The 14,002-nt window shown below is 70.4% G+C and carries 15 protein-coding genes and 1 pseudogene; 6 read left to right on the forward strand and 10 right to left on the reverse strand.

Features of this window, described 5'->3' with window-relative positions:
* Positions 1-143: 143 nt before the first annotated feature.
* Complete coding sequence (locus QA861_RS12215; protein WP_334588365.1) at positions 144-1,883, reverse strand: DAK2 domain-containing protein; 1,740 nt, start codon at positions 1,881-1,883, stop codon at positions 144-146.
* Between the two features lie 277 nt (positions 1,884-2,160).
* Here QA861_RS12215 and rpmB point away from each other — a divergent pair, with 277 nt between their 5' ends.
* Positions 2,161-2,346, forward strand: coding sequence for a 50S ribosomal protein L28 (gene rpmB / locus QA861_RS12220; protein WP_006376789.1), 186 nt, complete (start codon positions 2,161-2,163; stop codon positions 2,344-2,346).
* Positions 2,347-2,443: 97 nt separating this feature from the next.
* On the opposite strand, the gene thiD is transcribed toward rpmB, so the two are convergent.
* Together thiD and QA861_RS12230 are read right to left on the reverse strand one after the other, a co-directional pair.
* Positions 2,444-3,235: a bifunctional hydroxymethylpyrimidine kinase/phosphomethylpyrimidine kinase gene (thiD, locus tag QA861_RS12225; RefSeq protein WP_334588366.1), complete on the reverse strand. Its 792-nt coding sequence runs from the start codon at positions 3,233-3,235 to the stop codon at positions 2,444-2,446.
* Positions 3,232-4,197, reverse strand: a complete 966-nt coding sequence (locus QA861_RS12230) for a thiamine-phosphate kinase (RefSeq protein WP_334588367.1) — start codon at positions 4,195-4,197, stop codon at positions 3,232-3,234. The genes thiD and QA861_RS12230 overlap by 4 nt, the downstream gene beginning before the upstream one ends.
* 217 nt (positions 4,198-4,414) lie before the next feature.
* Here QA861_RS12230 and QA861_RS12235 point away from each other — a divergent pair, with 217 nt between their 5' ends.
* From QA861_RS12235 to QA861_RS12245, 3 genes and pseudogenes are all read left to right on the forward strand, one after another.
* Complete coding sequence (locus QA861_RS12235) at positions 4,415-4,648, forward strand: Lrp/AsnC family transcriptional regulator (protein WP_006376792.1); 234 nt, start codon at positions 4,415-4,417, stop codon at positions 4,646-4,648.
* 20 nt (positions 4,649-4,668) lie between these two features.
* Positions 4,669-5,169 (forward strand): DUF3515 domain-containing protein, encoded by a 501-nt coding sequence (locus tag QA861_RS12240; RefSeq protein ID WP_334588368.1) that lies wholly within the window; start codon positions 4,669-4,671, stop codon positions 5,167-5,169.
* Between the two features lie 53 nt (positions 5,170-5,222).
* Positions 5,223-6,154: pseudogene (locus tag QA861_RS12245) on the forward strand (IS5 family transposase).
* A 127-nt stretch (positions 6,155-6,281) separates the two neighbouring features.
* On the opposite strand, the gene QA861_RS12250 reads toward QA861_RS12245, so the two are convergent.
* The 3 genes from QA861_RS12250 to QA861_RS12260 are packed head-to-tail and all read right to left on the reverse strand — an operon-like array spanning position 6,282 to position 9,390.
* A complete protein-coding gene (locus QA861_RS12250) occupies positions 6,282-7,439 on the reverse strand; it encodes a D-alanine--D-alanine ligase family protein (RefSeq protein WP_334588369.1) in 1,158 nt (385 codons plus the stop codon).
* Positions 7,440-7,498: 59 nt separating this feature from the next.
* Positions 7,499-8,509, reverse strand: coding sequence for an NAD(P)H-dependent glycerol-3-phosphate dehydrogenase (locus tag QA861_RS12255; RefSeq protein ID WP_334588370.1), 1,011 nt, complete (start codon positions 8,507-8,509; stop codon positions 7,499-7,501).
* The gene (locus QA861_RS12260) at positions 8,506-9,390 is read right to left on the reverse strand and encodes a lysophospholipid acyltransferase family protein (RefSeq protein WP_334588371.1); all 885 of its coding nucleotides are present in this window, start codon (positions 9,388-9,390) and stop codon (positions 8,506-8,508) included. Before QA861_RS12260 ends, QA861_RS12255 begins: the two co-directional genes overlap by 4 nt.
* 213 nt (positions 9,391-9,603) lie before the next feature.
* Between QA861_RS12260 and cofC the strand changes: the two genes are divergently transcribed.
* Complete coding sequence (gene cofC / locus QA861_RS12265; RefSeq protein ID WP_334588372.1) at positions 9,604-10,242, forward strand: 2-phospho-L-lactate guanylyltransferase; 639 nt, start codon at positions 9,604-9,606, stop codon at positions 10,240-10,242.
* A gap of 9 nt (positions 10,243-10,251) precedes the next feature.
* Positions 10,252-10,473, forward strand: coding sequence for a hypothetical protein (locus QA861_RS12270; protein ID WP_334588373.1), 222 nt, complete (start codon positions 10,252-10,254; stop codon positions 10,471-10,473).
* A gap of 82 nt (positions 10,474-10,555) precedes the next feature.
* On the opposite strand, the gene QA861_RS12275 is transcribed toward QA861_RS12270, so the two are convergent.
* The 4 genes from QA861_RS12275 to leuC form a co-directional block, all read right to left on the reverse strand.
* Positions 10,556-11,203: an HU family DNA-binding protein gene (locus tag QA861_RS12275; protein ID WP_334588374.1), complete on the reverse strand. Its 648-nt coding sequence runs from the start codon at positions 11,201-11,203 to the stop codon at positions 10,556-10,558.
* Between the two features lie 138 nt (positions 11,204-11,341).
* Positions 11,342-11,572 (reverse strand): SCO5555 family protein, encoded by a 231-nt coding sequence (locus QA861_RS12280; protein WP_334588375.1) that lies wholly within the window; start codon positions 11,570-11,572, stop codon positions 11,342-11,344.
* Positions 11,573-11,838: 266 nt separating this feature from the next.
* On the reverse strand, positions 11,839-12,432 hold the full coding sequence (gene leuD / locus QA861_RS12285) for a 3-isopropylmalate dehydratase small subunit (protein WP_334588376.1): 594 nt from the start codon (positions 12,430-12,432) through the stop codon (positions 11,839-11,841).
* A gap of 6 nt (positions 12,433-12,438) precedes the next feature.
* Positions 12,439-13,869, reverse strand: coding sequence for a 3-isopropylmalate dehydratase large subunit (gene leuC / locus QA861_RS12290; RefSeq protein WP_334588377.1), 1,431 nt, complete (start codon positions 13,867-13,869; stop codon positions 12,439-12,441).
* Between the last annotated feature and the right edge of the window lie 133 nt (positions 13,870-14,002).

Genomic DNA, 14,002 nt, shown 5'->3' on the forward strand with positions numbered 1-14,002 from the left:
GCACCTTCAGCCCGTCCGGCGTTTGAGGACGAGCGCTTTCGGCGCGAAAGGGGGGTCTGGGGGCGCAGCCCCCAGGAACGGGATGGGACGGGTAGGGGCGGCGGGGGCGAGAAAACCCCACGCCCGCCCCCGCGCACCCGCCCTCACTCCACCCCGATGAGCAGCAACGCCCCCTGCCGTCCCCCCCGGTACACGACGGTGTCAACGGCCAGGTACGCCTCCCGGACCCGCCCTTCGAGGTGGGCCGCGATCGCCTCCGGCGCCTCGTCACCGAGCACGAGGGTGACCATCTCGCCGCCCGCCTGGAGCATCCGGTCGATGACGGCCTCCGCGGTGGCCGCGAGGTCCGAGCCGATCACGGCGACGTCGCCGTCGATGAGGCCGAGGACGTCGCCGGTCTGGCAGATGCCGGCCATCGTCCAGGACTGGCGTTCCGCGACGGCGAGTTCGGCGTAGCGGGTCGCCCCGGCCGCGGAGGTCATGGCGACGACATCCTCGTCGAACCGGCGTTCCGGTTCGTGCACGGCGAGCGCGGCGATGCCCTGGACCGCCGAGCGCGTCGGGATCAGGGCCACGCGGATGCCTTCCGTGCGGGCCTGTTCGGCCGCCGCGGCGGCGGTGTGGCGCAGGTCGGCGTCGTTGGGCAGCAGCACGACCTCGCGCGCGTGGGCGCGCCGTACCGCCTCGACGAGTTCCCCGCTGGCCGGCGGCTCCCCGGGTCGCGCGAGCACGGTGGTGGCCCCGGCCTCGCCGTACAGCCCGGCCAGCCCCTCCCCGGGCACCACGGCCACGACGGCCCGCTGCACCCGCTCCCGGGGCGGCCGTCCGACGCCACCGGTGTGGACGTCGCCGACCGCGAAGTGCGTGATCCGGATCCGGTGGGGCCGCCCCGCCTCGACACCTGCCTCCACGGCGGCGCCCGCGTCGTCGACATGGACGTGGACGTTCCACAGCCCGTCTCCCCCGACCACCACGAGCGAGTCCCCGAGCCGGTCGAGCCGCTCCCGGAGCCGCGCGACGGCCGCGTCCTCGGCCTCCAGGAGGTAGATGACCTCGAAGGCGGGCCCGGAGGCATCGTCCACACGCTCGTCGGGTCCGGCGGGAGCCGGCGCCTCGACCACCTCGGAAACCATCTCGGACCGAGCGGGCACGCGCACGCGTACCGCCCCCGCCGCTCCCGCTGTCCCCGTCGGGCCGCCTCCCGGCGCCTCCCCCGTGAACGTCTCCACCAGCGCCCCGATGACCGCCACCAGTCCCCGCCCGCCCGCGTCCACGACGCCCGCGCGCCCCAGGACGGCCAGCTGGCCCGGGGTCGCGGCCAGCGCGGCCGAGGCACCCTCGTACGCGGCTCTGGCCACCGCCCCGCAGTCGCCCCCCGCCTCCGTCGCGGCGTCGGCGGCGGCCTCGGCGACGGTGAGGACCGTGCCCTCGACCGGGTGGGCCACGGCCTGCCGGGCGGCGTCGGCCGCGCGCCGCAGGGCCAGGCACAGGCCGGGGCCGTCGAGATGGGCGCCCGGACCGTCCGCCTCGGCGACCAGCACCTGGGACATACCGCGCAGCAGCTGCGCCAGGATCGTGCCGGAGTTGCCGCGCGCCCCAATCAGCGCCCCGTGGGCCATCGCCCGGGCCGCGTCAGCGGGTGTGGGGGCCCCAGCGGTACCGGCCGGTCCCGACCCCGTCTCGTGCCCGGCGAAGGCCGCCTCGACCGCCGCGTACGCCGATTCCAGCGTCAGATAGAGGTTGGTGCCGGTGTCGCCGTCGGCCACGGGGTAGACATTGATCGCGTCGATCTCCTCGCGCGCCCGCCCGAGCGCGGCCAGCGCGAGTCCGCACCAGGTGCGCACCGCGAGAGCATCGAAGAATGTCTGCGGCACCTGCGGCACCTGCGCCTCCTTGAGCTGCTGGACGTGGCACGCAGCGTAGACCCCGGGTGAATGCCGGGTGGCCCGGGGCCGGGAGTGAAGCCCTGATCAGCCATGGTAGTTTCGTTGTACTGGCGCAGTCGTTGTATGCTGCTCCGGTTGCCCGATCGAGACAGCCATCCCAGATGGTCGTCACACATCGGGCCTTCCTCCTGGCAGCGCCACTCAGATCCTCCGATCCTGATCCCGGCGTGCCGGGATCAACCCGTAAGAGCATCTGAAGTCTTTGGAGTGACCCGTGGCTGCCAACTGCGACGTCTGCGGCAAGGGGCCGGGCTTCGGCAACAGCATCTCCCACTCGCACCGCCGTACACCCCGTCGCTGGAACCCGAACATCCAGCGCGTACGTACCGTGGTCAGTGGGACGCCGAAGCGCGTGAACGCTTGCACCTCGTGCATCAAGGCCGGCAAGGTCTCGCGCTGACGATCAGCTAGCGCGCGGCCACTGCTGGTTCGCTGCACAGAGCCGGTCCACCTCGGTGGGCCGGCTTTTTGCCGTACCCGTAGGGAGCGGCTGCTCCCTACGCACGGAACCGCCAGCCGTGGTCCACCGGTCCGATCCCGCCGCCCAGCGCGAACCCGGCCGCGATCGCCCCGGAGACGTACTCCTTCGCCGCCGCCACCGCCGCCGGCACCGACTCGCCCTTGGCCAGTCCCGACGCGATGGCCGACGCCAGTGTGCAGCCCGTGCCGTGCGTATGCCGGTTGTCGTGGCGCGGGGCGCGCAGCCAGTGCTCCTCGGAGCCGTCCGTGAGCAGGTCCACGGCCTCCCCGGGCAGATGGCCGCCCTTGATCAGCGCCCATTTCGGCCCGTACTCCAGCACGGCCGCCGCGGCCTCGCGCAACTGTCCCTCCGACTCGACGCGTACGCCCGTGAGCTGGGTCACTTCGTCGAGGTTCGGGGTCGCCACGGTCGCCACCGGAAGCAGCAGCGTCCGTACGGAATCCAGCGCGGACGCGGCCAGCAGCGGGTCGCCGTGCTTGGAGACGCCCACCGGGTCGACGACCGTCGGAACGCCCGTCGCGGCGATCAACTCGGCGACCGCCTCGACCAGTTCGGCCGAGGCGAGCATTCCGGTCTTCACCGCGGTCACGCCGATGTCGTCGACGACGCTGCGGTACTGGGCCCGCACCGCCTCCACCGGCAGTTCCCAGGCGCCCTGTACGCCGAGGGAGTTCTGCGCCGTGACCGCCGTGAGCACGCTCATGCCGTGCACCCCGAGTGCCAGCATCGTCTTCAGGTCGGCCTGGATTCCGGCGCCGCCGCCGGAGTCGGAGCCCGCGACCGTCAGTACCCGTGCGGGAGCGGTCACGACTCGATGTCCGCGAAGTGGTCCCAGCCGCCCTTGCTGGTCCAGGGCGCCCCGTCGACCGTCACCTGGGGCAGCGCGGAGGGGTTGAGGACCTCGCCGATCACCTTCCAGCGGGCGGGCAGCTTCACGTCGGGCGGGAAGGTCGCCACGATCGCGTGGTCCTCGCCGCCGGTGAGCACCCACTGCATGGCGTCGACGCCGACAGCCTGTCCGATGTCGTTCATCTGGGAGGGGATGTCGATCGCGCCCGACCGGATGTCGATACGGACCTTGCTGGCCTCCGCGATGTGCCCGAGGTCCGCGATCAGCCCATCGCTCACGTCGCACATCGCCGTCGCCCCGAGGCCGGCCGCCGCCGGGCCCGCGTGGTAGGGCGGTTCGGGACGACGATGGGCCTCCACGAAGGCGCGCGGCGAGCGGAAACCGCGCGAGAGCACCGCGTGCCCGGCCGCCGACCAGCCCAGCCAGCCCGTCACGGCGACGACGTCACCGGGCCGGGCGCCGCCCCGGATGACCGGCTCGTGGTTGCGCAGATCGCCGAGCGCGGTGATGGAGACCATGATCGTGTCCCCTCGTACGACATCGCCGCCGACCACGGCCGCGCCCGCGACCTGGCACTCGTCACGCAGACCGTCCATCAGTTCGACGGGCCAGGTGACCGGAAGACCGGCTGGGACGACCAGGCCGAGCAGCAGCGCGGTCGGTACGGCGCCCATGGCGGCGATGTCCGCGAGGTTCTGGGCGGCTGCCTTGCGGCCCACGTCGTACGCGGTGGACCAGTCGCGGCGGAAGTGCCGCCCCTCCAGGAGGATGTCGGTGCTCGCCACGACCCTGCGGTCGGGCGCGGCGACCACGGCGGCGTCGTCGCCGGGGCCTACCCGGACCGCCGGGGTGGTGGTGAGCCGGGAGGTGAGCTCCCTGATGAGCCCGAACTCCCCCAGTTCGCCCACAGTGCCCTTCATAGTCGTACGTCCCCTTCTGGTGCTGTCCCCGTTGCTGCCCTTGCCCGATCGCGAGACCGCGTGGGCCTCTGTACGGTCGAGGTGACCGTCAACCTGTGCTGCGTGTGCGCCCCGGCTCGGGTGTCCCGTCGCCGCAGGTCTCCCCGTGGTGCGCGGCGACGCGATACCGTGGCGTTCCTTTTCCCCACATGATCCTCGTGGCCGCCCTGGAGGTTCCGTGGTACAGGCGTACATCCTGATCCAGACCGAGGTCGGTAAAGCGTCGACCGTCGCCGAGACGATCAGCAAGATCCCGGGGGTGACCCAGGCCGAGGACGTGACAGGACCGTACGACGTGATTGTGCGCGCCCAGGCCGACACCGTGGACGACCTCGGCCGCATGGTGGTCGCCAAGGTCCAGCAAGTGGACGGCATCACCCGCACCCTGACCTGCCCGGTGGTGCACTTGTAGCCCCCGTCTACCCTGTGCCGGTGAACTTGTTCCGCCACCGGCCGCTCGCTCTGCCCGCGCTTGCCCTGTTGATCATCGTCACGGGTTGCTCCTCAGCAGACGACAGCGCCACGGTCACGGTTCCCGAGCCGGACGGGAAGGCCACAAAGCTGTGCCTGAAGCTGGACGAGGCGCTGCCGGCGAAGGTGGACGGCCTGGGCCGCGACGACCCCGAGCCCCGGTCCACACTGACCGCGGGCTGGGGCAGCCCGGCGATCATACTGCGCTGCGGTGTCGTACGACCGCCCAAGATGACCGACCCCAAGGTCGCCACCGGTGCGGATCCGGATGCGGTGGGGGGTGGGGTGAACGGGGTCGGGTGGCTGATGGAGAAGCGGGACGACGGGTCGTCCCGCTTCACCACTTCCTCGCGGCTCGCCTATGTGGAGGTGACTGTTCCGTCGGGGCGGGACACCTCGGGGGCACTTGTCGATCTGGCTGCTTCTATTAAGAAGACGGTTCCTGAGGGGATCGCCGACTAGGACTTGTCCGCCCGATCATGTGACTGTCTGACTGTTGGCTCGTTGTGTCAGGCATGGGGCGGGGTGACTTGACGGATGGCGAGTGGGAACGGCTGCGGCCGTTCCTTCCGGTCAGCAACGGGCGTTGTGGCCGGTGGCGGGATCACCGGCAGGTGATCGACGGGATCCTGCACCGGGTGCGGACCGGGGTGCAGTGGCGGGATCTGCCCGAGCGGTTCGGTCCGTGGAAGACGGTCTATGAACGCCACCGGCTGTGGTCGGCCGACGGCACCTGGGAGTGTCTGCTGCAGCAGGTCCAGTCCGCGGCCGACGCGGCCGGTGAGATCGACTGGGACATCGCGGTGGACTCCACCATCGTGCGTGCGCACCAGCATGCGGCCGGTGCTCGCACCGATCCGCCGCCGGCCCCCGGCTCAAAGGGGGCCGAAGTCCCAGAACACCAGGCCGAGACGCCGTGGCAGAGCCTGCTCGCCCGCCTGGTGGAGGTGGTGCAGGAGGTGAGGGCCTGGGCCGCTCGCGCGGCGGGTTCACCAGCAAGCTCCACCTGAGCGCCGACGGGTGCTGCCGACCGCTGTCCCTGGTCGTCACCGGCGGCCAGCGCGCGGACTGCACCCAGTTCGAGGCCGTCCTGGAGAAGATTCGTGTCCCCCGCGGCGGGCCGGGCAGGCCCCGCACCAAGCCCGACAGCCTCGCCGCGGACAAGGCCTACAGCAACGGCCCGTGCCGCCGGTACCTGCGCCGCAGGGGCATCCGGCACACCATCCCGGAGAAGACCGACAGCCAGGCCGCCCGCCGGCGCAAAGGTTCGCGCGGCGGACGGCCACCCGGCTTCGACGAAGAGCGATACAAGAAGCGCAACACCGTCGAGCGGGCGATCAACAGGCTCAAGCAAGCCAGGGCCGTGGCCACCCGCTACGACAAACGCAGATACGTCTTTCTCGGCACCGCCACCGTCGCAGCCCTCGTCATCTGGCTCCGCACATGATCGGGCGGACAAGTCCTAGGCGCCGTAGGGGCTTGGTTGCGTTGTCGAGTACCGGCCCGTCGTGGCTTGTCGCGCCCACGCGGCGGAGCCGCACATCAGATACAGCCCCGCGCCCCTTCAGGGCGCTTCACCTGAGGCCTGTTGAGCGGCGCAGGGCCGCCTGCACCAGGCGGTCCACCAGCTCGGGGTAGTTCACGCCCGTCTCCTGCCACATCCTCGGGTACATGGAGATCGGGGTGAAGCCGGGCATCGTGTTGATCTCGTTGATGACGAACTCGCCGTCCTCGGTGAGGAAGAAGTCCGCGCGGACGAGGCCCTCGCAGGACGCCGCGTCGAAGGCCTCGACCGCCAGGCGCCGGACCTCCGCCGTCTGCTCCTCGGTGAGCGGGGCGGGGACGATGCCGTCGGCCGAGTCGATGTACTTGGCCTCGAAGTCGTAGAAGGCGTGCGCCTGTACGGGCGGGATCTCGGCCGGTACGGAGGCACGCGGACCGTCCTCGAACTCCAGCACCCCGCACTCGATCTCACGTCCGCGCAGCGCGGCCTCGACGATGATCTTCGGGTCGTGGCGCTGGGCCTCGGCGATCGCCTCGTCTAGGCCGCTCAGCTCGTCGACCTTGGTGATGCCGAACGACGATCCCGCGCGCGCGGGCTTCACGAACAGCGGCCAGCCGTGCTCACCGGCGAAGTCGATGATCTTCTTGCGGGCCGCCGACTCGTCGCGCTCCCACTCACGCGGCCGGATCACCACGTAGGGGCCGACCTTAAGGCCGAACGAGGTGAACACCCGCTTCATGTACTCCTTGTCCTGGCCGACGGCCGAGGCGAGCACGCCCGCGCCGACGTACGGGACACCGGAGAGCTCCAGCAGGCCCTGGAGGGTGCCGTCCTCGCCGTACGGGCCGTGCAGGACGGGGAAGACGACGTCCACCTCGCCGAGGGCCTTGGGTACCGATCCCGGTTCGCTGTAGACGACTTCGCGGTTCGCGGGGTCGACGGGGAGCACCACGCCGCCCTCGCTCGACTCGGCGAGATCGTCGACGTTCGGCGCCTTGCGGTCGACGATCGCCATGCGGTCCGGTTCGTCGGCGGTGAGCGCCCAGCGGCCGTCCTGGGTGATGCCGATCGGCAGGACGTCGTACTTCGTCCGGTCGATGGCACGCAGCACGGCGCCGGCGGTGACCACGGAGATCCCGTGTTCGGAGCTGCGACCGCCGAAGACGACGGCCACGCGCGGCTTGCGGGACGGCTGCTCGGGGCTCTGGGGCAGGTTCTCGGTGCTCATATCGGGTTGAGGGTACCCGGTGGTAGGGCGCTGAGTCAGCGCCCGCAGACCCCTGTTGCTCAGCGTCGTTCGGGCTTGGCGCTGCGCGACATCAGTTCCTTGAGGGCCACGACGGGCGGCTTGCCCTCGTGCACGATGCCCACGACCGTTTCCGTGATCGGCATGTCGACGCCGTGCCTGCGGGCCAGATCCAGCACGCTCTCGCAGGACTTGACGCCCTCGGCGGTCTGCTTGGTGACCGCGATGGTCTCCTGGAGGGTCATGCCCCGGCCGAGGTTGGTGCCGAAGGTGTGGTTGCGGGAGAGCGGCGAGGAGCAGGTCGCCACCAGGTCTCCCAGGCCCGCCAGGCCCGCGAAGGTGAGCGGGTCGGCGCCCATCGCGAGGCCGAGGCGGGCGGTCTCGGCGAGCCCGCGTGTGATGAGCGAGCCCTTCGTGTTGTCGCCGAGGCCCATGCCGTCGGCGATACCGACCGCCAGCCCGATCACGTTCTTGACCGCGCCGCCGAGTTCGCAGCCGACGACGTCGGTGTTGGTGTACGGGCGGAAGTACGGGGTGTGGCAGACGGTCTGGAGGCGCTGGGCCACGGCGTCGTCCGTACAGGCGACCACCGCTGCGGCCGGCATCCGGGCGGCGATCTCCCGGGCGAGGTTGGGTCCCGTGACGACCGCGATGCGGTCCTGGCCCACCTTGGAGACGTCGTCGATGACCTCGCTCATCCGCATCGCGGAGCCGAGTTCGACGCCCTTCATCAGGGAGACGAGGACCGTGTCGGGGGCGAGCAGCGGCGCCCACTCGGCGAGGTTCCCGCGCAGGGTCTGCGAGGGGATGCTGAGTATCGTGAAGTCGGCGTCGCGGGCGGCCTCGGCGGGGTCCGTGGTGGCGCGGAGGTTCTCCGGGAGTTCGACGCCCGGGAAGTAGTCCGGGTTCGTCCGCGTGGAGTTGATCGCCTCGGCGAGTTCGGGGCGGCGGGCCCACAGGGTCACCTCGCAGCCGGCGTCGGCGAGCACCATGCCGAAGGCGGTCCCCCATGATCCAGCGCTGAACACCGCCGCCTTGACCCGCTCGCTCACTTGCCCTGCCCCTCTTCCTGAACTTCCCGTGCTTCCGCTGCTTCTTGCACCGGTGCCTGTCGTACGGCTGCCGCCTGCGGCCGGGGTGCTTCACCGGCCGCCTCGGCGGCGGCTCTCGCGTGCGCGTCCAGCGCGTCCTGCGCCTCTTCCTCGGCCGTGCGGCGGCGCTGCTCGATCCGCTCCTGGCGCGGGTCGTACGGCGTCGCGGGCGCCTTCCCGCCGCGGATGACCTCCAGCTGGCGGGTGACGGCGGCCATGATGACCTCCGTCGCCTCCTTCAGGAGGTCGGGGCTCATTTCCTTGTCGTAGAACCGCGTCAGGTCCACGGGCGGGCCCGCGAGGACGTGGTGGGTCTTGCGCGGAAGGACGTTGAGCTTCTTGGAGTACGGCGGGAGCAGTTCGTTCGCGCCCCACTGGGCCACCGGGATCACCGGGCACTTGGTCTGCAGGGCGACCCGGGCGGCGCCGGTCTTGCCGGTCATGGGCCACTGGTCCGGGTCGCGGGTGATGGTGCCCTCGGGATAGAAGACGACGCATTCGCCGCTTTCCACGGCGTCGATCGCGGCGCGGAAGGCGCTCAGCGCGTCGGTGGTCTCGCGGTAGACGGGGATCTGTCCGGTGCCGCGCATCATGACACCGCTGAATCCCTTCTTGAAAAGCCCGCTCTTCGCCAGAAAACGCGGAACCCGACCGCTGTTGTACTGGTAGTGACCGTAGGCGAAGGGGTCCGCATGCGAATTGTGGTTCACCGCGGTGATAAATCCGCCCGCCGCCGGAATGTTCTCCATTCCACGCCAGTCCCGCTTGATCAGAACCACGAGGGGCGGTTTGCAGATGACCGCAGCGAGGCGGTACCAGAAGCCGATTCTGCGGCTGGGCACGCGGACACCTTCCTCTAAGGCCTGGACCAGGACCTCTGCCGGTGACCTGGGGGCCGCACAAGTGTCGCCCCGGGCTTCCGGTCTGTCGAGAACACCGTACGCCCCGGTACCGACACCGCCGGATGGGCTTTGATGACAGCCAGGTGACAATGGTTGCGGCGGGAAGAGCGCCGGGTGAGCAGCCGGGGTGGGCGAGGGAGGGACGGAACGCTCGTGCAGTGGACGGTGGTCATACCCCTCAAACCCCTGGCGCGGGCCAAGAGCAGGCTCGCGGACACCGCCCACGACGGGCTCCGCCCGGGTCTCGCCCTGGCCTTCGCGCAGGACACCGTGGCAGCGGTGCTCGCCTGCGCGGCGGTCCGCGATGTGGCGGTCGTCACGAACGACGCCCTGGCCGCCCGTGAGCTGGCGGCCCTGGGGGCCGCGATCGTCTCCGACGAGCCCCTGGGCGGCCTGAACGCCGCTCTGGCGCACGGAGCCACGGCCGTACGGACTTGGCGGCCCGACAGCCCCGTAGCGGCCCTGAACGCCGATCTGCCGGCGTTGCGCCCCCTGGAGCTGGTCCGCGTCCTGGATGCCGCCGCCGAATTCCCGCGCGCTTTCCTCGCGGACGCGGCCACCGTCGGCACCACTCTGCTGACCGCTCGCCCCGGTCAGGAATTGCTTCCGCATTTCGGTCCGCGTTCCCGAATCCGCCACCACGAGTCCGGCGCCGTGGAACTCGGCCTCACCTCGGTGAATTCCGTACGCCAGGACGTCGACACCGGCGACGATCTGCGGGCGGCGCTCGCCCTCGGGGTGGGGACACGGACGGCGACCGCCGTCGAGGGGCTGCTGATCACGGGCCAGTAGGCTGCCGACATGCAGGCGACCGCGTACACGTACGACGCCGGGACGCGCAGCGGCAGTGTGCTGCTCGACGACGGCACCCCCGTTCCCTTCGACGCGCCGGCGTTCGACGCGGGCGGGCTGAGGCTGCTGCGGCCCGGACAACGGGTGCGCATCGAGGTCGAGGGGCCCGGGTCGGCGGACGGGACAGGGGGCACCCCCCGGATCACGCTCATCACCTTGCAGACCTTCTGAACTCCTCCGGACGGCCTCCAAACGCGCCGCGGGCCGGACTCCCTCAGGGAGTCCGGCCCGGCGCGTGAGTGCCCTCGCACCTCTACTTGCTGCGAGCGGTGGCCTTCTTGGCGGTGGTGGTGCGGGCCGCCGACTTGCGGGCCGGGGCCTTTGTCGCCGTCGCCTTCTTGGCCGCCGGGGCCTTCTTCGCGGCGGTCTTCTTCGCCGTGGCCGTGGTCTTCTTGGCCGCCGCGGTCTTCGCGGTGGTCTTCTTGGCCGTGGCCTTCGTCGCCGTCGCCGTGGTCTTCTTCGCCGGCGTCGCCTTCTTCGCGACGGTCTTCTTCGCGGCCGTCGCCCTCTTGGCGGTGGTGGCCTTCTTCGCCGCGGCCTTCTTGACCGTTGCGGCAGCACCGCCGCCGGTCAGGCTGCCCTTGGGCGCCTTCTTGACCGCGACCTCGCCGCCACGCGGGAGCTTCTTCGAGCCGCTCACCAGGTCCTTGAAGCCCTGGCCCGCACGGAAGCGGGGGACGGAGGTCTTCTTGACCCGAACCCGCTCACCCGTCTGCGGGTTGCGGGCGTAACGGGCCGGACGGTCGACCTTCTCGAACGAACCGAAGCCCGTGACCGAGACCCGGTCCCCGCTGACGGTCGCGCGGACGATGGCGTCCAGGACCGCGTCGACCGCCTCGGCGGCCTGCTGACGGCCACCGACCTTGTCCGCAATGGCTTCTACGAGCTGCGCCTTGTTCACGTCTTCCCCTTCGGAGACATTGCCAGAACGAAAGTGTTCAAGCTTTTTCGCACGTTAGGCAGATATATACCGCAAATCAAACACGAAACGGGCTAATCACCCTTGTGCCGCAACGAACTCGGACTGTCATGGAGTTCCTCAGCTGTCCTCGTCGGGGAATCGACCCTCGTCGAGGTCCGCCGTGAAGCGTTCCAGCCGCCTTGTCGCGTCGGCGAGATCGTGCTTGGCCGCGGCCGTAATGACCAGCAGCTTCCGGGTCAGCGCCATCCGTACGCCCTCCGGGACTTGCAGTGCGCGCACTGTTGTGTGCGCTTCCTTGAGTTGGGCCGCGACCGCCGTGTAGAGCTCGAGTTGGCCGTCGTGTTCCATGCACAGATTGTGCCATCTGGGGCGAGTTGTCGCCTGCCCAGGGGGCAACTGCTGCCTCAAACGGCCTTCCGCGACCAGTCGGGAGTTGCGGTGTCAAGACCCGGGTACCCCATCAACACCCTTTCTAACATGGGAAGTTGGGAGGCGCCGGTGCGGTGTGGGAGAGGGGCCGGAGGCAGAAACAGCTGTACCCCCAATCGTGGTGATCGGGGGTACAGACGGGGTGTTGCAGTGGCCGAAACCCTACTTGCGAAGGGCCTGGTGCCTCAGACCTTGAGCGTCCACGGCTTGTGCGAGGGCCGCTTCGCCTCGTACGCCGAGATCTCGCCCTCGTTCTGCAGGGTGATGGAGATGTCGTCCAGCCCGTTCAGCAGCCGCCAACGGGCGTTCTCGTCGAGCTCGAAGGCAGCGGTGATGCCCTCGGCGCGCACCTCGCGGGCCTCCAGGTCGACCGTGATCTCGGCCTCGGGGTCGTTCTCCGTCAGCTGTTGGAGCGCGTCCACGATCTTCTGGTCCAGAACCACCGTGAGCAGGCCGTTCTTGAGCGAGTTGCCGCGGAAGATGTCGGCGAAGCGCGAGGAGATCACGGTCTTGAAGCCGTAGTTCTGCAGCGCCCAGACGGCGTGCTCGCGCGAGGAACCGGTGCCGAAGTCGGGGCCGGCGACCAGGACGCTGGCGCCCTTGCGCTCGGGGCGGTTGAGGACGAAGTTCTCGTCCTTGCGCCAGGCCTCGAACAGCCCGTCCTCGAACCCGTCCCGCGTGACCTTCTTGAGCCAGTGAGCAGGGATGATCTGGTCGGTGTCGACGTTGCTGCGACGCAGCGGGACGGCCCGGCCGGTGTGCGCGGTGAATGCTTCCATGGCTGATCAGACTCCAGCGGGCGTACGGGTGTCGGCGTCGGACAGGTCGGCCGGGGAGGCCAGGTGGCCCAGTACGGCCGTCGCGGCCGCGACCTGCGGCGATACCAGGTGCGTACGGCCGCCCTTGCCCTGCCTGCCCTCGAAGTTGCGGTTGGAGGTGGACGCGGAGCGCTCACCGGGGGCCAGCTGGTCGGGGTTCATGCCCAGGCACATCGAGCAGCCCGCGTGCCGCCATTCGGCGCCGGCCTCCTTGAAGACCACGTCCAGGCCCTCGGAGACGGCCTGCAGACCGACCCGCACCGAACCGGGGACGACCAGCATCCGTACGCCGTCGGCGACTTTGCGGCCCCCGACGATCTCGGCGGCGGCGCGCAGGTCCTCGATACGGCCGTTGGTGCAGGAACCTACGAAGACGGTGTCCACCTTGATGGAGCGCAGCGACTGTCCAGCCTCCAACCCCATGTACTCCAGGGCCTTTTCGGCGGCGAGGCGCTCCGAAGCGTCTTCGTACGAGGCGGGGTCGGGGACGTCCGCCGAAAGCGGCGCGCCCTGACCGGGGTTGGTGCCCCAGGTGACGAACGGCGACAGCGCGGCGCCGTCGATGACGACCTCGGCGTCGAATTCGGCGTCCTCGTCGGTGCGCAGCGTCTTCCAGTACTCCACCGCCGCGTCCCAGTCCGCGTCGGCGGGCGCGTGCGGGCGGCCCTTGAGGTACTCGAAGGTGGTCTCGTCGGGGGCGATCATGCCCGCGCGGGCGCCGGCCTCGATCGACATGTTGCAGATGGTCATCCGGGCCTCCATCGAGAGCTTCTCGATGGCGGAGCCGCGGTACTCCAGGATGTAGCCCTGGCCGCCGCCCGTACCGATCTTCGCGATGATGGCGAGGATCAGGTCCTTGGCGGTGACACCGTCGGGCAGTTCGCCCTCGACCGTGATGGCCATGGTCCTGGGGCGGGCCAGCGGCAGCGTCTGGGTGGCCAGCACATGCTCGACCTGCGAGGTGCCGATGCCGAACGCCAGCGCGCCGAAGGCGCCGTGCGTGGAGGTGTGGGAGTCGCCGCAGACGACGGTGGTGCCCGGCTGGGTCAGCCCCAGCTGCGGTCCCACCACGTGGACGACACCCTGCTCGACGTCGCCCAGCGGGTGCAGCCGCACACCGAAGTCGGCGCAGTTCTTGCGCAGCGTCTCCAGCTGGACCCGGGAGACCGGGTCGGCGATGGGCTTGTCGATGTCGAGGGTCGGGGTGTTGTGGTCCTCGGTCGCGATGGTGAGGTCGAGGCGTCGCACCTCACGGCCGTTCTGGCGCAGACCGTCGAAGGCCTGCGGGCTGGTCACCTCGTGCAGCAGGTGCAAGTCGATGAAGAGGAGGTCGGGCTCGCCCTCGGCGCGCCGGACGACGTGGTCGTCCCAGACCTTCTCCGCGAGTGTCCTACCCATCGCTTTCCCTCCAGCCGGCCGGTGCGGGCGCCGGCCCATCTAGATAGAGATCTTGTGGAGGCGACCGCCCGTACCCCTTGTCCGGGCATCCGCCGCCGGGCCCGTTGGTCGGCGGGCCGCTGTGTCTTCCAGA

The organism is Streptomyces sp. B21-083, from assembly GCF_036898825.1.
Lineage (GTDB): Bacteria > Actinomycetota > Actinomycetes > Streptomycetales > Streptomycetaceae > Streptomyces.